Raw genomic sequence first — 22,868 nt, forward strand, 5'->3', positions numbered from 1 at the left:
ACCGGCCCGATGCGGCGTAAAGCCGGTGCTCTCCCCGTGTTGGTTGCTTTCAGGAAAGACGCCAAACCCCCGGCTTGGCAAGAGTCGAGTTTTGCCGGCCGCGCGAAAGACCTTTCGGGAATTCCCGAAGATGGACGGGCCTTCCGCCCGGGCCGCCGCTGGCCTAGTCTGCCGCCATGAGCAGCGATCCCCGATTCATCCATCTCCGCCTTCACACCGAGTACTCGCTTCTCGAGGGGGCGGTGCCGGTCAAGAAGCTCGCCGGACTCTGCCGCGATCACGGCATGCCCGCCGTTGCCGTCACCGACACCGACAACATGTTCTGCGCGCTGGAATTTTCGGTCCTGGCGGCAGGGGAGGGGATCCAGCCGATCATCGGCTGCCAGATGCACATGACCTATCTCGACGCCCGGCCGGGAGAGCGGGCGCCGGACCCGGCGCCCGTGGTGCTGCTGGCACAGAACGAGACCGGCTATCTCAACCTGCTGAAGCTCAATTCCTGCGCCCACCTGATGCGCAGGGGCGAGGCCGCGCAGATCCGGACCGACGAACTGGAGCGTCACGCCGACGGGCTGATCTGCCTGACGGGCGGCGCGGATGGCCCGGTGGGCCGGCTCCTGCAGGCCGGCCAGCGCCCGGCGGCCGAGGCCCTGGTCCGCCGTCTCGCCGCCGCCTTCGCCGACCGGCTCTATATCGAGATCCAGCGCCACCCCGGCGGCGGCGGCCAGCGCAGCGACGCCGAGGCCGCCACCGAGCGGGGGCTCGTCGAGATGGCCTACGCCATGGACCTGCCGCTTGTGGCCACCAACGACGTGCATTTCCCCAGGCCCGAGATGTACGAGGCGCATGACGCGATGCTCTGCGTGGCCCAGGGCGCCTATGTCGACCAGCAGGAGCCGCGTCGCCGGCTGACGCCCGAGCATCACTTCAAGTCGCCCGAGGAAATGGCCGCGCTTTTCGCCGACCTGCCGGAGGCGATCGAGAACACGGTCGAGATCGCGCGGCGCTGTGCCTTCAAGGCAGAAAAACGCGCGCCGATCCTGCCGCGCTTCGCCGAGGACGAGGTGGAGGAACTGCGCCGCCAGGCACAGGCGGGGCTGAAGGCCCGGCTCGACGTCATTCCCCATGCCGCGCCGGTCGAGGACTACGAGGCGCGGCTGGACTACGAGCTCGGCATCATCGAGTCGATGGGGTTCCCGGGCTACTTCCTGATTGTCGCCGATTTCATCAAATGGGCGAAGGATCACGACATCCCCGTCGGGCCGGGGCGCGGGTCGGGCGCGGGGTCGCTGGTGGCCTACGCGCTGACGATCACCGATCTCGACCCGCTGCGCTACAAGCTGCTCTTCGAGCGCTTCCTCAATCCCGAGCGCGTCTCGATGCCGGACTTCGACATTGATTTCTGCATGGATCGCCGCGAGGAGGTGATCGAGTACGTCCAGAAGAAATACGGCGCCGAGAAGGTCGCGCAGATCATCACCTTCGGCGCGCTCCTGTCCAAGGCGGCGGTGCGCGACGTCGGCCGGGTGCTGCAGATGCCCTATGGCCAGGTGGACCGGCTTTCGAAGCTGATCCCGGTCGAGGGGGTGAAGCCGGTCTCCATCGCCAAGGCGCTGGAGGAGGAACCGCGCCTGCGCGAGGAGGCCCGCGCCGAGGAGGTCGTCGACCGGCTGCTGACCTATGGCCAGCAGATCGAGGGGCTGTTGCGCAACGCCTCGACCCATGCCGCGGGCGTGGTGATCGGAGACCGCCCGCTGGACGAGCTGGTGCCGCTCTACAAGGATCCGCGCTCGGAGATGCCGGCCACCCAGTTCAACATGAAATGGGTCGAACAGGCGGGGCTGGTGAAGTTCGACTTCCTCGGGCTGAAGACGCTGACGGTGATCCAGAACGCCGTCGACCTGATCCGCGCGGGCGGACGGCAGCTGCACGAGGCCGCCGACGGCCGGCAGCTCTACGCGCCGCCCGAAGGGGCCGGGAACCAGATCAACGCCATCCCGCTCGAGGACGAGGCGACCTACAGGCTCTATGCCTCGGCCAAGACGGTGGCGGTGTTCCAGGTGGAAAGCTCGGGCATGATGGACGCGCTCCGGCGGATGAAGCCCACCTGCATCGAGGACATCGTCGCGCTGGTCGCGCTCTACCGCCCGGGACCGATGGAGAACATCCCGAAATACTGCGAGGTGAAGAACGGGATCTCCGAACGCGACCACATCCACCCCTCGATCGACCATATCCTGGACGAGACCCAGGGCATCATCGTCTACCAGGAACAGGTGATGCAGATCGCCCAGGAGATGGCCGGCTACACGCTGGGTGGCGCCGACCTGCTGCGCCGGGCCATGGGCAAGAAGATCAAGGAGGCGATGGACGCCGAACGCCCGAAATTCATCGACGGCGCCAAGGAGAACGGCGTCGACGACGGCAAGGCGCTCGAAGTCTGGAACCTGCTCGAGAAATTCGCCAATTACGGCTTCAACAAGTCGCACGCGGCAGCCTATGCCGTGGTCAGCTACCAGACGGCATGGCTCAAGGCCAATCACCCGGTGGAATTCATGGCCGCGGTGATGAACTGCGACATGCACCTGACCGACAAGCTCAACATCTACAAGCGCGAGGTCGACCGGCTGGGGATCGGGCTGGTGCCGCCCTGCGTGAACCGCTCCGGCGCGCACTTCACCGTCGCGGACGGGCAGATCGTCTACGCGCTCGGGGCGCTCAAGAACGTGGGCGCCGACGCGATGCGCCTCATCGTCGAGGCGCGCGGCGAGCGCCCGTTCCGCGATCTCTTCGACGTCGCCGAGCGCGTCGACCTCAAGCGGATCGGCAAGCGCTCGCTCGAGATGCTGGCCCGCGCCGGGGCCTTCGACGAACTCGACCCCAACCGCGCCCGGGTCTTCGCGGCCCTCGACGCGCTGGTGGCCTATTCGAGCTCGGTCCACGAGGACCGCGCCTCGGCGCAGGTCTCGCTCTTCGGCGAGGCGACCGAGACCTTGCCGAAGCCGCGCCTGCCCCAGGCCGAGGACTGGCTGCCGGCAGAGCGGCTCGGCCAGGAACACCAGGCGGTGGGCTTCTACCTGTCTGGCCACCCACTCGACGATTACATGGGGCCGCTGAAGCGCAAGGGCGTGTCGACCCTGGCCGAACTCGAGAAGAAGGCCGCCGGCGGTCCCTGCGTCGCCAAGCTCGCGGGATCGGTCTCGGTCCGCCAGGAGCGCAAGTCGGCGCGCGGCAACCGCTTCGCCTTCGTCCAGCTCTCCGATCCCTCGGGGCTCTACGAGGTCACCGTCTTCTCCGACACGCTCGAGGCCGGGCGCCAGCATCTGGAACCCGGCTCGAACGTGGTCCTCTCGGTCGAGGCGACACTGGAGGCCGACCAGCTGAAGCTGCTGGCCCGCGGGGTGCAGCCCGTCGACCTGGCGGTGGCGGACGCGGCGCCGGCGGGGCTGCGCGTCTATCTCGACGATGCCTCGGCAATGACGACCGTCGCACGCGTGCTGGAGCGCGCCCGCGCCGAGGCCCAGGTCCGCGCCCGCGGGCCGGTCTCGCTCTGTCTCATGGCGCCCGACCTCCCCGGCGAGGTCGAGGTCGCGCTGCCCGAGCCCTTCCCGGTGACGCCCCAGGTCAAGGGCGCGATCCGGAGCCTCGGCGGCGTGGTGGAGGTGGAAGACTACTAAGCCCGCGCGTGCCGCGCGGGCGGTTTCGCGCGCCCTGCGCGCGAGGATATTTGGACCACTTGGAAGGGGCGGGCCGACCGCGCCCTCCAAGTGGCGGAAATATCCCCGCCGGAGGCATCGAAATCCCGGGCGCGCAGCGCCGGTCCGGCGCGCCGCCGCCGACCCCGACGGACAGGGCGATGTGATGGGGCGGGGCCGGGGTCGCGGTCATCGGGCGCGGTCGTTCCGGGCAAGGCTCACCAGTGCGGCGGCTTCTCGTCGCCGAGCGGGACCGTGCCGCCGGCCGCGACCTCGCGCTCGGCCTCGCGGTCCATCAGCAGCGCCACGCGGCGTTCGAGCCGCTCGATCGCCGTCGCCTGTCCCGCGACGACGTCGCTGAGATCCTCGACCATGCGGGTCAGGTGGGCAAGTCCCGCCTCGGCGTTGTCCAGTCGGTCGCTCATATGCACTCTCCTTCCGATCCTGCGCGGAAGTCCTAACCGCTTCGCGCCCGGGATGCACCGGGGAACGCGCCCCGCCTTGCCCCCCCGCCGCCCATCCGCTAGACGACGCGGCAAGTGCCCAAGAGGGATGCGAGATGGCGAAGGACAAGGCGAAGAAACCCCGGCGGCCCAGGGCCGAGACGCCCAAGGGCTTCCGCGACTATTTCGGCGCGGAGGTGAGCGCGCGCAACGCGATGCTGGCCACCATCGCCGAGGTGTATCACCGCTACGGCTTCGACCCGCTCGAGACCGCCGCCGTCGAGACGCTGGAGGCGCTGGGCAAGTACCTGCCCGACGTCGACCGCCCCCATGCCGGGGTCTTTGCCTGGCAGGAAGAGGATGACGGCGACTGGCTGGCGCTGCGCTACGACCTGACCGCGCCGCTGGCGCGGGTGGCCGCGCAGCATCGCCAGGAGCTGCCGACGCCCTATCGCCGCTACGCGATGGGCCCGGTCTGGCGCAACGAGAAGCCCGGCCCGGGCCGGTTCCGCCAGTTCTACCAGTGCGACGCCGACACCGTGGGTGCGCCCAGCGTAGCGGCCGATGCCGAGATCTGCGCCATGCTGGCCGAGACGCTGGAGGCGGTGGGCATCCCGCGCGGCGACTACATCGTGCGGGTCAACAACCGCAAGGTCCTGAATGGCGTGATGGAGGTCGCGGGCATCCTCGACCCCGCCGATCAGGATCGCTTCGAGCACGAGCGCGGCATCGTGCTCCGGGCCATCGACAAGCTCGACCGTCTGGGCGAGGACGGCGTGCGCGCGCTGCTCGGCGCGGGCCGCAAGGACGAGTCGGGCGACTTCACCGAGGGCGCGCAGCTCTCCGACGGGCAGGCCGAGATCGTCATGGGCTTCATGGCCGCCGGCCGCGAGACGGGCGCGGCGACCTGTGCGCGACTGCGCGAACTGGTGCAGGGCGCAGAGACCGGCGAGACCGGCGTCCAGGAGCTCGAGACCATCGCGGCGCTGCTCGACGCGCAGGGTTTCGGCCCTGACCGCATCGTGATCGATCCGTCGGTCGTGCGTGGCCTCGGCTACTACACCGGGCCGGTCTTCGAGGCCGAGCTGACCTTCGAGATCACCGATGAAAAGGGCCGGCCGCGCCAGTTCGGCTCCGTCGCCGGGGGCGGGCGCTACGACGACCTGGTCAAGCGCTTCACCGGCCAGGCGGTGCCGGCGACCGGCGTGTCGGTGGGCGTCGACCGGCTGCTCGCGGCCCTGCATGCCCGGGGCCGGGGCGGGGCGGAGGCCCACGGGCCCGTCGTCGTCACCGTCATGGATCGTGACCGCATGGCCGACTACCAGGCCATGGCCGCCGAGCTGCGCGGCGCCGGCATCCGGGCCGAGGTCTATCTCGGCAACCCGAAGAACTTCGGCAACCAGATGAAATATGCCGACCGCCGCGCCGCGCCGGTCGCGGTGATACAGGGCGAGGATGAGCGCGCCCGCGGCGTCGTCCAGGTCAAGGATCTCGTGCTCGGCGCCCGCATCGCCGAGGATGCGACGCTGGAGGAATGGAAGGCCCGCCCCGCGCAGTACGAGGTCGCGCGCGGCGACCTCGTGACCGAGGTGCGGCGCATCCTGGCCGGCGGGACGGGCTGATGGACACCGACGCGAAAGCCGCGATCCGGGCCGAGGCCGACCGGCTGGCCGCGCACTTCGCCGCGGCGGGGGCGCATCCCGTCGAGGCCGATATCCTGCAGCCGGCCGGAACGCTGCTCGATCTCTACGGCGAGGATATCCGTGCCCGTGCCTACACCACCCGCGACCCGGTCCGGGGCGAGCTGATGCTGCGGCCCGACTTCACCGTGCCGGTGGTGCAGATGCACATGGCCGAGGGCGCCGAGCTGGCGCGCTACACCTATGCCGGGCCGGTCTTCCGGATGCAGGACGCGGCCTCTCACCGGGCCTCGGAATACCTGCAGGTGGGCTACGAGCTTTTCGCCCGCGACGATCCCGCGGCCGCCGATGCCGAGGTCTTCGCGCTTTTCGCGAAGCTGCTCGCGCCGCTGGGGTTGCGGGCGGCGACCGGGGATATCGGGCTGCTGAAGGCGGCCGTGGCGGGCCTGCGCACGACGGCGCGGCGCAAGGCGGCGCTGGCGCGTCACATCTGGCGCCCGGCACGCTTCCGCGCGTTGCTCGACCGGTTCGGCGGGCGCACGGCCCCGCCGGCAAGCCGCGCCGCACTGCTGGACGCGGCCGAGACGACCCCGGCCGAGACGCTGATCGCCGAGGCCGGCCCGCTGGTCGGCCTGCGCACGCCCGACGAGATCGCGTCGCGCATCGCGGCGCTTCGGGCGGATGCCGCCGCGCCGCCGATCGCCGCCGGTGAGCTGGCGATCCTCGACCGGCTGCTCGGGCTGGCCGACACTGCGCCGCGCGCGCTGACCGAGTTGCGCGGCCTTGCCGGCGAAATGCCGGCCCTGGCGCCCGCCACCGACCGGATGGCGGCGCGGCTGGACGCCCTCGCAGACCGTGGCGTCGACATCGACGCGCTGCCCTTCGAGGGCAGCTACGGGCGCACCACGCTCGAGTATTACGACGGCTTCGTCTTCGGGTTCTACGCCGAGGGGCGCGCGCTGCCGCCCGTCGCCAGCGGCGGGCGCTACGACGCGCTCACGCGGGTCCTGGGGCAGGGCCGCGAGATCCCGGCCGTGGGCGGCGTGATCCGTCCCGCGCAGGTGCTCGCCGTGCAGGAGGGATTGGCATGACCGTCAAGCTCGGCCTGCCGTCCAAGGGACGGCTCATGGAACAGGCCTTCGACTGGTTCGCCGCACGCGGCGTCGCGGTCCGGCGCACCGGCTCGGACCGGGAATATGCCGGCGCGGTCGAGGGGGCGGACGGGGTGGAGCTGGTGCTGCTCTCGGCCGGCGAGATCCCGCGCGAGCTTGCGGCGGGACGGATCCACCTGGGCGTCACCGGCACCGATCTCGTGCGCGAGAAGATCCCGCTCTGGTCCGAGAAGATCGCGGAGATCGCGCGCCTCGGCTTCGGCCATGCCGACCTGGTGCTGGCCGTGCCGCGGGCCTGGATCGACGTGGATACGCTCGACGATCTCGACGCCGCGGCGGCGGCCTTCCGGGCGGCACATGGCCACCGGCTGCGGATTGCCACGAAGTACCATACGCTGGTGCGCGATTTCCTGAAGGCCAACGGCGTCGCGGATTACCGGCTGGTGGACAGCCAGGGCGCGACGGAGGGCACGGTCAAGAACCTGACCGCCGAGGCCATCGCCGACATCACCTCCTCGGGCGAGACGCTGCGCGCCAATCACCTGAAGATCCTCTCCGACGGGTTGATCCTGCAGAGCCAGGCGACCCTGTTCCGCTCGCGCATTGCCCCGGCGGAGGGCGCCACGGGGCGGCGCCTGGCCGCGTTGCTCGAGACGCTGGGGCTCGCCGCGGCGGGCTGAGCCCGCGCGCCGGCGCGCGGGCGGTTTCGCGCCCTTCGGGCGCGAGGATATTTGGACCACTTGGAAGGAGCGCGCGGCCTCTCCCTCCAAGTGGTGAAAAATCCCCGCCGGAGGCCTCGATCGCCGCGCAGCGGCGCTCAGCGCACGCCGATCTCGGCCAGCGCGGCGGCCAGGGCGGGCGGCAGCGACTCCTCGCGCGCACGGCCGGGCGGCAGGTCACGGGGGCTCTCCTCGGGCCTGAGGTAGCGCCAGCCCTGGAAAGGCCGGCGGGGCGCCCCCTCGGTGCGGACGATCTCGGGGTCGAGCAGGATACCGCAGCGCCGCACCCCGTCGCCGCGGTCGACCGGGTCGAGCCGCAGGATGCGCTGGCGCGCCAGGATCACCCCCTTGAACACCCAGTAGAGCGATCCGCCCGCGAGGATTTCGTCCGCGCGCTTGGGCCACATGCGGGTGACGTGACAGGGCAGGCCGTCCGGGGACTTCGCCGCGCGGCTCGCCTGCCACCGCGCGAGGTCCTCGACCTTTTCGGCGCCGACGCAGAGTTTCACGAGATTGATATGGCCTTTTGCCACCCTGACCCCATATCTTGTCTGTCCGTCCGAAAGCTAACCGAGTCGTTGCGTTTTTCAAGCGGACCGCCTATTTTCGAGGACTCTTTCGCAACCCATCGGACGCTGCCCCATGACGCGTTTTTCCGCCCCCATCGCCGAGCAGATCTGGGACATGAAATACCGCCTGAAGGAGGCCGACGGCAGTCCCGTCGACCAGACCGTTCAGGATACCTGGCGGCGAATCGCGCGGGCGCTGGCAGCCGCCGAGACGGACCCGGCAGAGTGGGCGGATGCCTTCTACCAAGCGCTCGAAGGGTTCCGCTATCTGCCGGCCGGCCGGATCACGGCCGGGGCCGGGACGGCGCGGGACGTCACGCTGTTCAATTGCTTCGTGATGGGCACCATCCCCGACAGCATGTCCGGGATTTTCGACATGCTGAAGGAAGCCGCGCTGACCATGCAGCAGGGTGGCGGCATCGGATATGATTTCTCGACCATCCGGCCCAAGGGCGCGGCGGTCCAGGGCGTGGCCGCCGACGCGTCGGGCCCGCTCAGCTTCATGGATGTGTGGGACGCGATGTGTCGCACGATCATGTCGGCCGGCTCGCGCCGCGGCGCGATGATGGCGACGATGCGCTGCGACCACCCGGACATCGAGGATTTCATCGCCGCCAAGCAGGATCCGGCGCGGCTGCGCAACTTCAACCTCTCGGTCCTGGTCACCGACGCCTTCATGGAGGCGGTGAAGGCCGACGGCGCCTGGGATCTGGTCTTCGGCGACAAGGTGTATCACACGGTCGAGGCGCGCGCGCTCTGGGATCGGATCATGCGCGCGACCTATGACTACGCCGAACCCGGCGTGATCTTCATCGATCGCATCAACGAGATGAACAACCTGCGCTACTGCGAGGAGATCAGCGCGACGAATCCCTGCGGCGAGCAGCCGCTTCCGCCCTATGGCGCCTGCCTTCTGGGATCCGTCAACCTGGCCACCCTGGTCAGCGCCCCCTTCGAGCCGGCCGCCGCGCTCGACGAGGCGGCGCTGCACGATCTGGTGCGCACGGCCGTGCGGATGATGGACAACGTGGTCGACGTTTCGCGCTTCCCGCTGCCCCAACAGGCCGAGGAGGCGCGGAACAAGCGCCGGATCGGGCTGGGCGTCACGGGGCTGGCGGATGCGCTGCTGATGCTGGGGCTGCGCTACGGCTCGGAAGAGGCCGCCGCGCAGACCGAGGCCTGGATGAAGGCCATCGCCCGCGAGGCCTATCTCGCGTCGGTCGAGCTGGCCAGGGAAAAGGGCGCCTTCCCGCTTTTCGATGCCGAGAAGTTCCTCGAAAGCGGGGCGCTGCGGCACATGGACGAGGACGTGCGCGAGGCGATCCGCACCCATGGCATCCGGAACGCGCTGCTGACCTCGATCGCGCCGACGGGGACGATCAGCCTCTATGCCGGGAACGTATCGTCGGGGATCGAGCCGGTCTTCGCCTACAGCTACAACCGCAAGGTCCTGCAGAAGGACGGCTCGCGCACCGAGGAGGAGGTCGTCGACTACGCCGTGCAGATGTGGCGCGACAAGTTCGGCGACGCGGACCTGCCCGGGCATTTCGTCAATGCCCAGACCCTGACGCCCGAGGATCACGTGCGCATGCAGGCGGCGGCGCAGAAATGGGTCGACAGCTCGATCTCGAAAACGATCAACTGCCCCGAGGACATTTCCTTCGAGCATTTCAAGGACGTCTATCTCAAGGCCTACGAGACCGGCTGCAAGGGCTGCACGACCTATCGCCCGAACGAGGTCACCGGATCGGTGCTGTCGGTCAGCGAAGAGACCGAGGCCGCGCCAGAGGCCGACCGCGGCGCCGACGTGGTCTACATCGCCGAGCCGCTCGGCAGGCCGCAGACGCTGGAGGGGCACACCTACAAGCTCAAATGGCCGATGTCCGAGCACGCGATCTACATCACGATCAACGATATCATCGTGAACGGCCACCGGCGGCCCTTCGAGGTCTTCATCAACTCCAAGAACATGGAGCATTACGCCTGGACGGTCGCGCTGACGCGGATGATCTCGGCGGTGTTCCGGCGCGGCGGCGACGTGAGTTTCGTGGTCGAGGAACTCAAGGCGGTGTTCGACCCGCGCGGCGGCGCCTGGGTGGCGGGGAAATACATCCCCTCGATCCTGGCCGCGATCGGCGGCGTGATCGAGGAACACATGATCTCCATCGGCTTCATCGACGCGGCCGGGACCGGGCTGAAGAGCGACCCGCACGCGGCGCTCTACGATACCGGCGAGGCCGCGCCGGCCGGCAAGACCTGCGAGCATTGCGGCAGCCGCGAGATGCGCATGATCGAGGGCTGCATGACCTGCGCCGATTGCGGTTTCTCGAAATGCGGATGAGCGGCTGAGTCTCGGTCCCGCACGTCGCGGCCCGGGCAAGGGGCGGATGGCCGGCGCCGCCGTTCCGCGTGCTTGACACCGCGGACAGGGGGACTACTCCTTCGGACAGAGCAACAGGGGCGTCCGCCGCGCGCGGGCTGAGAAGCACCCTCCGAACCTGAACCGGATCATGCCGGCGTAGGGAGTTGCAAGGACGGATCGCCGTCGCGGCGTCCCTGCTTGCCTCCCCTGCCGGACAGGAGGCGAGATGAAAAATCCCGGACACCACCTCGATGCCATGCGGTCCGCTGGCCCGCTGGTCCATAACATCACCAATTTCGTGGCGATGAACGTCATGGCAAACGTGCTGCTCGCGGTGGGGGCATCCCCGGCGATGGTGCATGCCCGCGACGAGGTGGCCGAGTTCGCCGGGCTCGCGCAGGCGCTTACGGTAAACATCGGCACCGCGGATGCCGAATGGGGCGCGGCGATGGAAGAGGCCGCCGCCATCATGTCCGGGGCCGGGCGGCCCTGGGTGTTCGATCCGGTCGGCGTCGGCGCGACGCGCTTCCGCAGGACGCTGTCCGCGCGCCTGCTCGCGCTCTGCCCGGCCGTCCTGCGCGGCAACGCCTCCGAGATCCTGACGCTGGCCGGGCTGGGCGGCGCGGCGCGCGGTGTCGATGCGGGTGATGCCGTGGCCGATGCCGAGGCGGCCGCGCGCATTCTGGCCCGCCGCACCGGCGGCGTGGTCGCGGTCTCGGGGCCGGTGGACTACGTCACGGACGGCAGGCGCGCCTACCGCGTGGCGAACGGTCACCCGCTCATGGCGCGGATCACGGTGATGGGTTGTTCGCTCAACGGCGTGATCGCCGCCTTCTGCGTGGACCAGCCCGCGCTGGAGGCCACGGCCGCCGCGCTGGCCGCCTATGGCCTCGCCGGCGAGACCGCCGGCGCGCATGCGACGGGGCCGGGCAGCTTCCAGCCGGCCTTCCTCGATGCGCTCCATGCCCAGAGCGCGGCGGTGCTCGACGCCGGCGCCCGGATCGAGGCGGTCGGATGATCGGGGCGGTCTATGTCGTGACCGATCCCGAGGCGCCCCTGCCGGTCGCCGAACAGGCCCGCGCCGCGGCGCGGGGTGGCGCCTGGGCGGTGCAGCTGCGGGACAAGCGCGCCGCGGACGCGGAGATGGCACAGTTGGCCACGGCGCTGCTGGCCGAGCTCGCTCCGCTCGGCGTGCGCGTCTTCGTCAATGATCGGGTCGAGGTGGCGCGCGCCACCGGCGCGGATCTGCATATCGGCCAGGGCGATGGCGACCCGCGCGCCGCGCGGGGCCGGATCGCCCCCACGGCGCTGCTTGGCCTGTCCGTCGAGACGGTCGCGCAGTGCGCCGCGATCCCGGCGGGCGTGTCCTATATCGGCGCCGGCCCGGTCCGGGTCACGGCGACCAAGCCCGACGCGGCCGCGCCGGTCGGCATCGCGGGCCTGGCGCGGATCGCCGCCGCCGCGCCGGTTCCGACGATCGCCATCGGCGGTCTCGCCGCCGCCGATATCCCGGGGCTCAAATCCGCCGGCGCGGCCGGTCTCGCCGTGGTCTCGGCGGTCAGCCGCGCCGCCGATCCGGAGGCGGCGACACGGGCGCTTGTCGAGACATGGAGGCGGACATGATCCCGAACATCCTGTCCATTGCCGGCTCCGACCCGTCCGGCGGGGCCGGGATCCAGGCCGATATCAAGGCGATCTCGGCCAATGGTGGTTATGCCATGGCCGCGGTCACCGGCCTGACCGCGCAGAACACCACCGGCGTGCGCGACGTGGCCCTGGTCGCGCCCGGCATGGTCGCCGGCCAGATCGCCGCGATCCGCGAGGATATCCGCATCGATGCGGTGAAGATCGGCATGCTGGGCAGCGCCGCGATCGTGGAGGCCGTGGCCGGCGCGCTGGCGGGGCTGGAGGCCCCGGTGGTGCTCGACCCGGTGATGGTCGCCAAGGGCGGCGACCGCCTGCTGGCGGCCGATGCCGTCGCGGCGGTGCGCGACCGCCTGCTGCCGATGGCGACGGTTCTGACGCCCAACCTGCCCGAGGCGGCCGATCTGCTTGGCGGGGCCGAGGCCGGGAACCGCGACGCGATGGCGCCGCAGGCCGCGGCGCTGCGTGCGCTCGGCCCCTCGGCGGTGCTGCTCAAGGGCGGGCATCTGTCCGGGGCGGACTGCCCGGACCTGCTCGAGACCGCCGGCGACGCGCTCTGGCTCGAGGGGCGGCGCCACGCCACGCGGAACACCCACGGCACGGGCTGCACCCTCTCGGCGGCGCTTGCCACCGGGCTCGGCCATGGCCGATCCCTGGCCGGGGCCGCCCGCATGGCCAAGGCCTATGTGGCCGCCGCCATCGCGGCCGCCGGGGCGCTGGGCGTCGGCACGGGTCACGGGCCGGTGCATCATTTCCATGCCATGACCACGAAGGAGACGACCGCATGACCCGTCCGTTCCGGAACCAGACCGTTCTCGTCACCGGCGCGGGCCGCGGGCTTGGCGCCGCCATCGCCCGCGCCTTTCACCGCGAAGGCGCCCGCGTCGCGATCAACTATCGTCGAAGCGGCCCGGCCGCGGAGGCCCTGGCCGAGGCGCTGGGCACCGGTGCGGCGGCGGTCAAGGCCGACGTGACCGACCCCGATGCGGTCTCCGACATGGTCGCGGAGGTCGCGGCGCGTCTCGGCCCGCCGACGGTCCTGGTCCACAACGCGCTGGCGGATTTCTCCTTCGACGGGGACGCGCGGGCGCATCTCGACCGTCTGGCCTGGGAGGACGTCGCGGCCCAGACGCAGGTGGCCGTGGGCGGCGCGCTCAACGCGATCCGGGCGCTGCGCCCGCATTTCGAGGCCGCCGCCGGCGGCCGCGTGGTGACGATCGGGACCAACCTCGTCCAGAACCCGGTGGTGCCCTATCACGACTACACCGCCGCGAAGGGCGCGCTGCTGGCCTTCACGCGCACCGTGTCCAGGGAACTCGGGCCACTGGGCGTCACGGTCAACATGGTGGCCGGGGGGCTTTTGCGGACAACGGATGCCAGCGCCGCCACGCCGGAACCCGTCTTCGACATCATCGCGGAGCAGACGCCGCTCGGCCGCGTCACCACGCCGGAAGAACTGGCCGATGCCGTGCTTTTCTTCGCCTCGCCCTGGGCGCGGGCGGTGACGGGGCAGACCCTGGTGGTCGATGGCGGGCTGGTCTGCGGCTGAGAGGATCGCGCGCGGGCCGGCGCCGGCGCTCAGCGCAGGGTGGCGTCGAACTCGATGACCGTGCGCCCGTCGTCGCGGGCCGGGGAGACGGCGATCTTGGCGTTGGAGACGCCTTCGCCGGAAAACTCGATGGCGCCGTTCAGCGCCGCGCTTTCCGACTTGTAGATGTCGTAGGCGCCGTCTTCCAGCGCCGTCCGCCATTCCGTCATCAGCGCGTCCGGTTCCTCGGCCGTCGCGATCGAGAACATCCGCACGGACGAGCCGATCTCGCGGTCCGAGAGCACCTCGGCGTCGGCGGGCAGGCGCAGCACGCCGGGCACCCAGCTCTGGACCCAGCCCTGCACCTGTTCCTCGGCCGAGAGAAGCGCCGAGGTCGAGAGCACGATCGCCGCGGCGGTCACCATCTCGCGCACCCGCATGGACCTGGCCAGGCGGCGGCGGATCTCGCGCGGGGCGGCGGGCGGCGTTATACCGGCAGAGGCCATGCCGGGCAGGGCGGTCGCTGTCATCATGCGGCAATCCTAGGCGGTCGGTCGATCACGTCAATTCCGCTCGGCAATCTTTCGCCGGGCTGCCGGCGGGGGCGCGCGGCTCAGCGCATCAGGATCACGGGCACCTTGCAGGAGCGGATCATCTCGGTGGTGGTCGAGCCGATCAGCAGCGACCGCACGCGGGAATGGCCATAGGCCCCCATGACCAGAAGCTCGAAGCCTTCCGAGCCGGTCATCTCGGCCAGCACCTTCTCGGGTTCGCCGGGGCGGAGCCGCGTCTCGGCCGTGATTCCCCCGGCGGCCAGCGTCGCGGCGGCATTGTCGAGCGCGGTCCGCGCCTCCGCCGTGTCGGCACCGGCGTAGACGAGCGTGACCGCCAGCCCGGCGAAAAGCGGGCTGCGCGCCATGAAGTCCACGGCCTTCAGCGCCGAGGCCCCGCCGTCGAAGGCCACCAGCACCCGGCTGATGGGCCGGAAGGCGCGGTTGGCCACGAAGACCGGCTTGTGGCTGGCGCGCACGATCCGTTCCAGGTTGGAGCCGACATGCTCCATCGCCGTGGCGGCGGCCTCGCCGCGCTTGCCGATCACGATCATGTCGGCGGTGTCTTCCTTGGCGGTGATCGTCTCGACCAGGTCGCCCTGGCGCAGCCGCGTCTCGACCTCTATGTCGCCGTCGCCCTCGATGATGGCCTTGGCATCCTCGAGGATGGCGCGGCCGTGTTCATGCGCCAGCTTGGCACGTGCCGCGTCCAGTTCGCTCAGCTGCTCGAGCAGCCGCGAGCGTGCACCGAGCCGGATCGCCCCGCTCAGGTCCTGTTTCTCCGGGGCGTCGCGGCGGCCCATGACATGGTATATCTTGACCTTGGACCCGGTCCGCTCGGCGATCCAGGCGGCGTGGTGGCAGACGCTTTCGGAATAGGCTGAGCCATCCACCAGCGCGATGAGTGTGCGTGTCGTCATGTTATCTGTCCTCAGTGGCCGAGCAGCTCGTCCATCGCGCCGGGCTTGTCATGTATGGCGAGCCGGTCGACGATGGTTTCGGAGGCTTCGTTGAGCCCGATGATCTCGACCTCCGCGCCCTCGCGGCGGAACTTGAGCACGGCCATGTCCAGCGCCGCAACCGACGAGATGTCCCAGATATGCGCGCGGCTGACGTCGATCGTCACGCGCTCGGGCGCCTCCTTGAAATCGAAGGCGCGCATGAAATCCTCGGACGAGGCAAAAAAGAGCTGCCCCTCGACGAAATAGGTGCGGTGGCTGCCGTCGGGGGTGATCGTCGTGCGCACGCGGAAGAGCTGCGCGATCTTCCAGGCGAAGAACAGGCCCGACAGCAGCACGCCCACCAGCACGCCGATGGCGAGGTTGTGCGTGTAGACCACGAAGAAGACCGTTGCCAGCATCACGATGGACGACGAGCGCGGGTGGTCGCGCAGGTTCCGGATCGAGGACCAGGAAAAGGTGCCGATCGAGACCATGATCATGATCGCCACCAGCGCCGCCATAGGGATGATCGCGACGATATCGCCGAGCGCCACCACCATGATCAGCAGGAAGACCCCCGCCGCGAAGGCCGAGAGCCGCCCGCGCCCGCCGGATTTCACGTTGATGATCGACTGGCCGATCATCGCGCAGCCGGCCATGCCGCCAATGAAGCCCGTCGCGGTGTTGGCGAGCCCCTGGCCGATGCATTCCTGGTTCCGGTCCGAGCCGGTGTCGGTCAGGTCGTCCACGATCTGCTGGGTCATCAGGCTTTCGAGCAGCCCGACCACCGCGACCGCCACCGAGTAAGGGAAGATGATTTGCAGGGTTTCGAGATTGAGCGGAATGTCGGGGATCAGGAAGACGGGCAGCGTGTCGGGCAGCGCGCCCATGTCGCCGACGGTGCGCACCTCCCAGCCCATCAGGACGGTCAGCCCCGTCAGCACGATGATCGTCACCAGCGGCGATGGCACGGCCGTCGTCAGGCGCGGGAACAGGTAGATGATCGCCAGCCCGGCGGCGACCAGCGCATAGGTTAGCATCGGCACCTTGGAGGGGTCGAGCTCGGGCAGCTGTGCCATGAAGATCAGGATCGCAAGGGCGTTGACGAAGCCCGTCATGACCGAGCGCGAGACGAAGCGCATCACGTAGCCGAGCTTCAGGAACCCCGCGCCGATCTGCAGCAGCCCCGCCAGGACCGTTGCCGCCAGCAGGTATTCGAGCCCGTGATCGCGCACCAGCGTGACCATGAGGACGGCCGTGGCGGCCGTCGCGGCCGAGATCATGCCGGGCCGGCCGCCCGCGATCGCCACGATCACCGCGATGGAAAACGAGGCGTAGAGCCCGACCTTGGGGTCGACGCCGGCGATGATGGAAAAGGCGATCGCCTCGGGAATCAGCGCCAGCGCCACCACGAGGCCGGAAAGGAGGTCGCCGCGAATGTTGCTCGTCCATTCGCGCCGGTAGGCGTTCAGGGAAATCATGGGAAGATCAGCTGTCCTTGGGCCGCGTCGCGGGCGATGCGGTCTTGCTTGGTTAGGTCGTTCTGCTTGTTTGTCCGGCGGATCGGCGGCCGGAAGAGCCACCCGGAGCGGCCTCCGGGTCCATGTTTGCTGCGGCGCAGCATACAGGCCGCGCCGCGAAGCGCAACCGGGTCTTCGCCGGGCGGGGTGGCGGGGCAGGGCGGCGGCGCCTCGCGCATCCGCGGCCTACGGGGAATTCCCGATGGCCGGGGGGACCCGGGCGCGCTAGGCTTTTGCCGACGGCACGACACGAGGCACGGTTCATGAAGAGATTCACGGCTTTGGTCCTGGCCGCGGCGCTGCTGCCCTGCGCCGCCCTGGCCCAGGAAGATCCCCCGGCGGACGACTTCGCCTGCGACTGGCTCGGCGCGGCCGCCTTCGACCTGATGCAAGCCCGGCAGAACGGCGTGGCGCTCGACATGGCCGCCGAGCGCGTGACCGGGTCGGTGGCCGAAAACGTCGTCTACGCCAGCGAAACCCGCGCCATGCTGCGCCAGCTCGCCACGATCGCCTACCGCGCCGAGCGCGAAGGCGACGAGGCCGCCCGGCAGCGCGCGGCCGAGCGGTTTCGCGCCTCCGTCATCACGGCCTGCAGGAACAGCGGGCAGGGCGGCGGCTGAGCCGCGGCCGGCGCGTCAGCGCGCGGCTTCCATCAGCGCGGCGAGGTCGGCCGCGTCCAGCGCCACGGGGTTCGCCTTCATCGACGAGGAACTGGCCGCGGCCGCCGCCGCCGCCGCGCGCTGCTCGGCGCTGATCCCCATCATGTCGAGTCCGCCGAGCCCGTTGGCGCGCACCCAGGCGGCAAGCGTGTCGAAGGCCGCGCCGGGGGCGCAGCCGAGCGCCCCGCCGATCCAGCCGCGGACCTCGTCGATGCGCCGCGCCAGCACCGGGTCGCGGCCGTGCCGCGCGTTCGCGGCCAGGCCATGGGGCAGCAGCGTGCCGCAGATCGCGCCATGCGCCGCGCCGCTGAGCCCGCCGAGGGGGCCGGCGAGCCCGTGCACGACGCCGAGCCCCGCATTGGCCAGCGCCATGCCGCCGTAAAGGCTGGTCAGGGCCATCGCGTCGAAAGCCGCCGGGTCGGGGCGGTCGGCCAGCGTGACGAGCGCCCCGAGCCCGGCCGGGATCGCGTCCCGGCAGATCGCGTCGGTCAGCGGGGTGGCGCGGCTGCTGATATAGGGCTCGATCACCTGGGTCACCGCGTCGAGTCCCGACGCGATCAGCACGGGGCGCGGGCAGCTCTCGACCAGGGACGGATCGACCACCGCCAGGCGCGGCAGCATCGCCAGGCTGCGCAGGCTGACCTTGCGCCGCTGCGCGGGCACCGCGATCACCGCGTTCCGCGTGACCTCGGCGCCGGTCCCGGCCGTCGTGGGCACCGCGATCATGGGCAGCGGTGCGGCCTCGAGCGGCAGACCCCGGCCGACGACCTCGAGATGGTCGAGAACCGGCCGGGTCGCGGGCACCAGCGCGGCGATGGCCTTGCCCGTGTCGATGACCGAGCCGCCGCCGATCGCCACGACCGTGTCGGCGCCGGCCTCCCGCGCCGTGGCGATGCCGGCCTCGATCGCCGCGAGATCGGGTTCCCCGGCAACGCCAAAGGCGGTGACGGCGCAGTCCTGCGTGGCGAGGCCGTCCGACAGCCAGGCGACGCGCTCGGGCCGGCTGCCGGTCACCAGCAGGATCCGCCGGCCGATCCGGGCGACCGCGTCCGAGATCCCGGCGGCGGTGCCGCGCCCGAAGCGGATCTCCGTTGCCGTGGCGAAACTGAAACTGTCCCTGGTCATCCGCGTTCCCATTGCTTCCGGTCCTGGGGCGGGTAGCACGGGCGGTCCCCGATGCGCCAGCGCCGCGTCGCGCGCGGCCCCGGCTTGACACCCGGCGCGGGGGGCGTATAAGGCGCACCCATCGGGGCCACGCGGCCCCGTGTTTCATTTGGTGTTGGTGGCCCCCGCAAGGGGATGCCTGTCGCCCTTCGGGGAAAGGACAACGCCCTTCGACATACCAGAAGGAGATCAGACGGTGAGCAAACGCACCTCTGCCAAGTACAAGATCGACCGCCGCATGGGCGAAAACATCTGGGGCCGTCCGAAAAGCCCCGTCAATCGCCGCGAATACGGCCCGGGCCAGCACGGGCAGCGCCGCAAGGGCAAGATGTCCGACTTCGGCCTGCAGCTGCGTGCCAAGCAGAAGCTCAAGGGCTATTACGGCGACCTGACCGAAAAGCAGTTCCGCCGCATCTACGCCGAGGCCGAGCGCAAGCGCGGCGACACCGGCGAGATCCTGATCGGCCTCTTGGAAAGCCGGCTCGACGCGGTCGTCTACCGCGCCAAGTTCGTGCCGACCGTCTTCGCGGCGCGCCAGTTCGTGAACCACGGCCACGTGCTCGTGAACGGCAAGAAGGTCAACATTCCCTCCTACCGCGTCAAGGAAGGCGACGTGGTCGAGGTGCGTGACAAGTCCAAGCAGATGGCGCTGGTGCTCGAATCCGTCGGCCTGGCCGAGCGTGACGTGCCCGACTACATCGACGCCGATCATTCCAAGCTGACCGCCACCTTCGTGCGCACCCCGCAGCTGGCCGACGTGCCGTACCCGGTGATGATGGAACCGAATCTCGTCATCGAATTCTACGCGCAGAACTGATCCGGCCCGCCGGTTCCCGTTTTCCGAGGCCGCGCCCGCCGGGCGCGGCCTTTTCTGTTGCGGGGCCTGCCATGGGCCGCGTTGCCGCGGCCACGGTCCGGCGGTAAGGGAAAGCCATGCAGACCGATCGCCACACCGCCCTGGCCAGCCTGATCGTCATCGTGACCGGCACGCTCTGGGGGCTCTACTGGCTGCCCGTGCGCCGCCTGGCCGAGCTGGCGCTGCCGGGCGCCTGGGGCACGCTCGCCATCGTGGCGGCCGCGGCGCTGCTGCTTGCGCCGGTGGCAATCGCGCGCCGCGACCGGCTCGGCCGCGCCGACCCGCTCGCCCTGGGCGCGGTGGCGCTGGGCGGCGCGGCCTTCGTGCTCTACTCGGTGGGCTTCGTCTACGGGCGCGTGGCGATCATCATCCTGCTGTTTTTCCTCACCCCCGTCTGGAGCACCCTGATCGGGCGCTTCCTGATGGGCTGGTCGGTGCCGCGGCTGCGGCTCGCGGCCATCGCGGTCGGCCTCGTGGGGCTGGCGGTCATGCTGGGCGCAGATGGCGCGGTCCCGGTGCCGCGCGGGGCGGGGGAATGGCTTGCGCTGCTGTCGGGGCTGCTCTGGTCGGTGGCGACGACGGGCATGCGCGCGCGCCCCGGGCTGGCCCCGCCCGAGGCCGCCTTCGTCTTTGCCGCCGGCGCCACGCTCGGCGCGCTTGCATTGGCCCCGATGCTGGAGCCCTGGCCGTCGGGCCTGCCGGTGGCTGCGCTTGGCCCGGTGCTGGGCTGGGCGACGCTTGCCGGGGGGCTCTGGTGGGGGCTGTCGATGGCGGGGCTGATGTGGGCCACGCCGCGCCTGGACCCCGCGCGGGTCGGCATCCTGCTCATGGCCGAGGTGCTGGTGGGCGCGGTCTCGGCCGCGCTCATCGCGGACGAGGCGCTGGGGCCGCTGGAGATCGTCGGCGGCATCCTGGTGCTGGCTGCCGGTCTGCTGGAGGTCTGGCCGATCCGCCGCCGTGGCGGCGCGGCGCCGGGCTGATCAGGCCGCGGCCGCGCGCAGCGCCGGCTGGTCGATCAGCCAGTCCGTCAGGACCGCGCCGATCCACATGCAGAACAGCGCCAGCCAGGCCGTGGCCACGAAGATGGACCCGCCCGTGACGCCGTTGCCGATGGCGCAGCCGCCGGCCAGCATGCCGCCGAAGCCCATCAGCGCCGCGCCGAAGAGCGCGCGGCGCATCGGGCCCGCCCCCTCGAAGCCCTGGACCTTGAGCTCCCGCCCGGCCAGCGCGGCGAGGAAGGCGCCGATGAAGACGCCCGGCACCAGGCCGATGTCGAAATCCAGAAGCGCGTTGCCCGTCAGGAAGAACATCAGCGTGTTGGCCGACGGACCCGTGAAGGTGGCGCTTTCCACCTGGGTCGGTTCGAAGCTGACCTGGCTGAGCGCGTAGGTGAGCCCCCAGCCGAGCGCCACCGCGAAGCCGACGCCCGACGCCATGAAGAGCACCCGCGGCCCGATGCTGTTCTTCTTGGCCAGCACCAGCGCCAGGAGCGCCGTCGCCAGACCCAGCGCAAGCCCGGTGCCCTCGGGCAGGCCGAGCCACGGGACGAGGTCGATATTCTTGCCGCCCGGCGTGATCCAAAGTGCCGCCAGCCCGTCGCGGACCGGCGCCAGCCAGCCCTGCAGGCTCATCTGCGCGACGACCGCGAAGACCAGGCCCGAGACGAGCGAGCGCAGGTTACCCGTCGCCGCCAGGACCAGCAGCCGTCCCGAGCAACCGCGGGCCAGGACCATGCCGGCGCCGAAGAGCAGGCCGCCGATGATCGCCCCGGAAACGGAACCGGGCACGGCCATGATCCGCGCCTGCTGGGAATCGAGCAGCCCCGCCATTTCCGCACCCTGGACCCAGACCACGGCGGTCGAAAAGGCCAGCAGCCAGACCGACATGCGCGGCCCCAGCCGGCCGCGCGCGAACTCGACCGTCGAGGCGCGCAGGCAGAAGGCCGACCGCTGCGCCGCGATGCCGAAGACGATGCCGGTGATGAGCCCGAAGAACGCGGCCGTGCCGGGTTCGCCCAGGGTTTCCACGATGGCGATCAGGTCCATGAGGGGTCTCCGTAACCGTTCCGGGCCTCTTGGCCCAAAGCATCGCCCCGCGCCTTGATCCAGATCAGAGGCCCGGGCGCTTTGCGCTCGCGCGCGGGGCGGAAACGGGGTAATCGGAACCCATGTTGCTGACCAACCACAGACGCAAGGTGCCGCTGGACGAGGCGCGGGGCTACCCGTTCTTCCGCCGGCCGGTGTTCCTGCTCTACCTGATGGCGGCGGCGATGCCGATCGCCTTCGCCACCTGGTCGGCGCTGCTCAACAACTTCGTGATCGAGGCGGCGGGCTTCACCGGCGTCGAGATCGGCTGGCTGCACACGGTCCGCGAGATCCCGGGGTTCCTGGCCATCGGGGTGATCCTGCTGATCATCCTGATCCGCGAGCAGGTTCTCGCGGTGATCTCCCTGGTCGCGCTCGGTGCCGGCACGGCGGTGGTGGCGCAGTTCCCGGAATTCTCGGGGCTGCTGATGACCACGCTGATCAGCTCGATCGGGTTTCACTACTACGAGACGGTCAACCAGTCGCTGCAGCTCCAGTGGATCGAGAAGGAGAACGCGCCGCAGACGCTGGGCTGGATCGTGGCGATCGGTTCGGGGGCGTCGCTCTTCGCCTACGCGGCGCTGGTGGTCACCTGGAAGGCCTTCGACCTGTCCTACAACCTGGTCTACATGCTGGCGGGCGGCATCACGGTGGCCATCGCGCTCTATTGTTTCATGGTCTTCCCGCAATTCGAGGCACCGAACCCCCAGCACAAGAAGATGATCCTGCGACGGCGCTACTGGCTTTACTACGCGCTGCAGTTCATGTCGGGGGCGCGGCGGCAGATCTTCGTGGTCTTCGCCGCCTTCATGATGGTGGAACGCTTCGGCTTCGAGGTGCACGAGGTGACCGCGCTCTTCCTGATCAACTTCGTCGCCAACATGGCCTTCGCGCCGTTGATGGGCCGGATGGTCGCCCGCTTCGGCGAGCGCCGCGCGCTGGTTTTCGAATATGTCGGGCTGACCGCGGTGTTCCTCGCCTATGGCGGGATCTACTACTTCGGATGGGGCGTCGTTCTGGCGGCCGCGCTCTATGTCCTCGATCATCTCTTCTTCGCGCTGGCCTTCGCGCTCAAGACCTATTTCCAGAAGATCGCCGACCCGGCCGACATCGCGCCGACGGCGGCGGTGGCCTTCACGATCAACCACATCGCCGCCGTGACCCTTCCGGCGGTGCTCGGCTATCTGTGGATCACGGCGCCGCAGTCGGTCTTCCTGCTTGCCGCCGGGATGGCGGTGACGTCGCTGGCGCTGGCGCTGATGATCCCGCGTCATCCGGGCCCCGGCAACGAGACGATCTTCGCGCCGCTCCTGCCGGCCCCGGCCGGGTAGCCCCGCCTTGCCGCGTGGCGCGGCGCCTCCATATAGAGGGACAGAGAAAA

At 70.4% G+C, this 22,868-nt stretch carries 20 protein-coding genes, 1 riboswitch and 1 other annotated feature; of the genes, 13 read left to right on the forward strand and 7 right to left on the reverse strand.

Annotation, left to right across the window (positions count from 1 at the left end):
• Positions 1-176 precede the first annotated feature (176 nt).
• Complete coding sequence (gene dnaE / locus ACQ5SP_RS12440; RefSeq protein WP_430938703.1) at positions 177-3,677, forward strand: DNA polymerase III subunit alpha; 3,501 nt, start codon at positions 177-179, stop codon at positions 3,675-3,677.
• A 236-nt stretch (positions 3,678-3,913) separates the two neighbouring features.
• On the opposite strand, the gene ACQ5SP_RS12445 is transcribed toward dnaE, so the two are convergent.
• Positions 3,914-4,120 (reverse strand): SlyX family protein, encoded by a 207-nt coding sequence (locus ACQ5SP_RS12445; protein ID WP_430938704.1) that lies wholly within the window; start codon positions 4,118-4,120, stop codon positions 3,914-3,916.
• A 134-nt stretch (positions 4,121-4,254) separates the two neighbouring features.
• On the opposite strand from ACQ5SP_RS12445, the gene hisS reads away from it, so the two are divergent.
• The 3 genes from hisS to hisG are packed head-to-tail and all read left to right on the forward strand — an operon-like array spanning position 4,255 to position 7,570.
• Positions 4,255-5,760, forward strand: a complete 1,506-nt coding sequence (gene hisS, locus ACQ5SP_RS12450) for a histidine--tRNA ligase (RefSeq protein ID WP_430938705.1) — start codon at positions 4,255-4,257, stop codon at positions 5,758-5,760.
• The gene (locus ACQ5SP_RS12455; protein WP_430938706.1) at positions 5,760-6,869 is read left to right on the forward strand and encodes an ATP phosphoribosyltransferase regulatory subunit; all 1,110 of its coding nucleotides are present in this window, start codon (positions 5,760-5,762) and stop codon (positions 6,867-6,869) included. The genes hisS and ACQ5SP_RS12455 overlap by 1 nt, the downstream gene beginning before the upstream one ends.
• Entirely contained in the window at positions 6,866-7,570 is a 705-nt protein-coding gene (hisG, locus tag ACQ5SP_RS12460) for an ATP phosphoribosyltransferase (RefSeq protein WP_430938707.1), read from the forward strand. The genes ACQ5SP_RS12455 and hisG overlap by 4 nt, the downstream gene beginning before the upstream one ends.
• A 137-nt stretch (positions 7,571-7,707) precedes the next feature.
• On the opposite strand, the gene ACQ5SP_RS12465 is transcribed toward hisG, so the two are convergent.
• Positions 7,708-8,142, reverse strand: coding sequence for a DUF1489 family protein (locus ACQ5SP_RS12465; protein ID WP_430938708.1), 435 nt, complete (start codon positions 8,140-8,142; stop codon positions 7,708-7,710).
• Between the two features lie 109 nt (positions 8,143-8,251).
• Here ACQ5SP_RS12465 and ACQ5SP_RS12470 point away from each other — a divergent pair, with 109 nt between their 5' ends.
• From ACQ5SP_RS12470 to ACQ5SP_RS12490, 5 genes are all read left to right on the forward strand, one after another.
• Positions 8,252-10,519, forward strand: coding sequence for an adenosylcobalamin-dependent ribonucleoside-diphosphate reductase (locus ACQ5SP_RS12470; RefSeq protein WP_430938709.1), 2,268 nt, complete (start codon positions 8,252-8,254; stop codon positions 10,517-10,519).
• Between the two features lie 105 nt (positions 10,520-10,624).
• A riboswitch (TPP riboswitch) is annotated at positions 10,625-10,720 on the forward strand.
• A 46-nt stretch (positions 10,721-10,766) separates the two neighbouring features.
• Positions 10,767-11,558, forward strand: a complete 792-nt coding sequence (thiM, locus tag ACQ5SP_RS12475; RefSeq protein WP_430938710.1) for a hydroxyethylthiazole kinase — start codon at positions 10,767-10,769, stop codon at positions 11,556-11,558.
• Positions 11,555-12,163 carry a thiamine phosphate synthase gene (gene thiE / locus ACQ5SP_RS12480; protein WP_430938711.1) on the forward strand — a complete coding sequence of 203 codons (609 nt, stop codon included), beginning with the start codon at positions 11,555-11,557 and terminating at the stop codon, positions 12,161-12,163. The genes thiM and thiE overlap by 4 nt, the downstream gene beginning before the upstream one ends.
• Positions 12,160-12,972 carry a bifunctional hydroxymethylpyrimidine kinase/phosphomethylpyrimidine kinase gene (thiD, locus tag ACQ5SP_RS12485; RefSeq protein WP_430938712.1) on the forward strand — a complete coding sequence of 271 codons (813 nt, stop codon included), beginning with the start codon at positions 12,160-12,162 and terminating at the stop codon, positions 12,970-12,972. Before thiE ends, thiD begins: the two co-directional genes overlap by 4 nt.
• Positions 12,969-13,733 carry a 3-oxoacyl-ACP reductase gene (locus tag ACQ5SP_RS12490; RefSeq protein ID WP_430938713.1) on the forward strand — a complete coding sequence of 255 codons (765 nt, stop codon included), beginning with the start codon at positions 12,969-12,971 and terminating at the stop codon, positions 13,731-13,733. Before thiD ends, ACQ5SP_RS12490 begins: the two co-directional genes overlap by 4 nt.
• A gap of 29 nt (positions 13,734-13,762) precedes the next feature.
• On the opposite strand, the gene ACQ5SP_RS12495 is transcribed toward ACQ5SP_RS12490, so the two are convergent.
• The 3 genes from ACQ5SP_RS12495 to ACQ5SP_RS12505 all read right to left on the reverse strand — a co-directional run bounded on the left by ACQ5SP_RS12495 (position 13,763) and on the right by ACQ5SP_RS12505 (position 16,685).
• Positions 13,763-14,245, reverse strand: a complete 483-nt coding sequence (locus ACQ5SP_RS12495; protein WP_430938714.1) for a hypothetical protein — start codon at positions 14,243-14,245, stop codon at positions 13,763-13,765.
• Positions 14,246-14,325: 80 nt separating this feature from the next.
• Positions 14,326-15,183 (reverse strand): universal stress protein, encoded by an 858-nt coding sequence (locus ACQ5SP_RS12500; RefSeq protein WP_430938715.1) that lies wholly within the window; start codon positions 15,181-15,183, stop codon positions 14,326-14,328.
• A gap of 11 nt (positions 15,184-15,194) precedes the next feature.
• Positions 15,195-16,685 carry a SulP family inorganic anion transporter gene (locus tag ACQ5SP_RS12505; protein ID WP_430938716.1) on the reverse strand — a complete coding sequence of 497 codons (1,491 nt, stop codon included), beginning with the start codon at positions 16,683-16,685 and terminating at the stop codon, positions 15,195-15,197.
• 68 nt (positions 16,686-16,753) lie between these two features.
• Positions 16,754-16,810 (reverse strand) — a sequence feature (sul1 is cis-regulatory element that is thought to sense ions involved in sulfur or methionine metabolism; They are found in Alphaproteobacteria).
• A gap of 177 nt (positions 16,811-16,987) precedes the next feature.
• Here ACQ5SP_RS12505 and ACQ5SP_RS12510 point away from each other — a divergent pair.
• Positions 16,988-17,344: a hypothetical protein gene (locus tag ACQ5SP_RS12510; protein WP_430938717.1), complete on the forward strand. Its 357-nt coding sequence runs from the start codon at positions 16,988-16,990 to the stop codon at positions 17,342-17,344.
• A 15-nt stretch (positions 17,345-17,359) separates the two neighbouring features.
• Here the strand turns inward: ACQ5SP_RS12510 and ACQ5SP_RS12515 are convergent, their stop codons facing one another.
• Positions 17,360-18,508: an iron-containing alcohol dehydrogenase gene (locus ACQ5SP_RS12515; RefSeq protein WP_430938718.1), complete on the reverse strand. Its 1,149-nt coding sequence runs from the start codon at positions 18,506-18,508 to the stop codon at positions 17,360-17,362.
• Positions 18,509-18,743: 235 nt separating this feature from the next.
• Between ACQ5SP_RS12515 and rpsD the strand changes: the two genes are divergently transcribed.
• Both rpsD and ACQ5SP_RS12525 read left to right on the forward strand, forming a co-directional pair.
• The gene (rpsD, locus tag ACQ5SP_RS12520; RefSeq protein ID WP_430938719.1) at positions 18,744-19,364 is read left to right on the forward strand and encodes a 30S ribosomal protein S4; all 621 of its coding nucleotides are present in this window, start codon (positions 18,744-18,746) and stop codon (positions 19,362-19,364) included.
• Between the two features lie 116 nt (positions 19,365-19,480).
• Positions 19,481-20,383 carry a DMT family transporter gene (locus ACQ5SP_RS12525; RefSeq protein WP_430938720.1) on the forward strand — a complete coding sequence of 301 codons (903 nt, stop codon included), beginning with the start codon at positions 19,481-19,483 and terminating at the stop codon, positions 20,381-20,383.
• Here ACQ5SP_RS12525 and ACQ5SP_RS12530 read toward each other — a convergent pair whose 3' ends face one another.
• Positions 20,384-21,448 carry a YeeE/YedE family protein gene (locus ACQ5SP_RS12530; protein ID WP_430938721.1) on the reverse strand — a complete coding sequence of 355 codons (1,065 nt, stop codon included), beginning with the start codon at positions 21,446-21,448 and terminating at the stop codon, positions 20,384-20,386.
• A gap of 122 nt (positions 21,449-21,570) precedes the next feature.
• On the opposite strand from ACQ5SP_RS12530, the gene ACQ5SP_RS12535 reads away from it, so the two are divergent.
• Positions 21,571-22,818, forward strand: coding sequence for an MFS transporter (locus ACQ5SP_RS12535; RefSeq protein WP_430938722.1), 1,248 nt, complete (start codon positions 21,571-21,573; stop codon positions 22,816-22,818).
• Positions 22,819-22,868 lie beyond the last annotated feature (50 nt).

The organism is Rhodovulum sp. YNF3179, from assembly GCF_050586465.1.
Lineage (GTDB): Bacteria > Pseudomonadota > Alphaproteobacteria > Rhodobacterales > Rhodobacteraceae > CAJXYS01.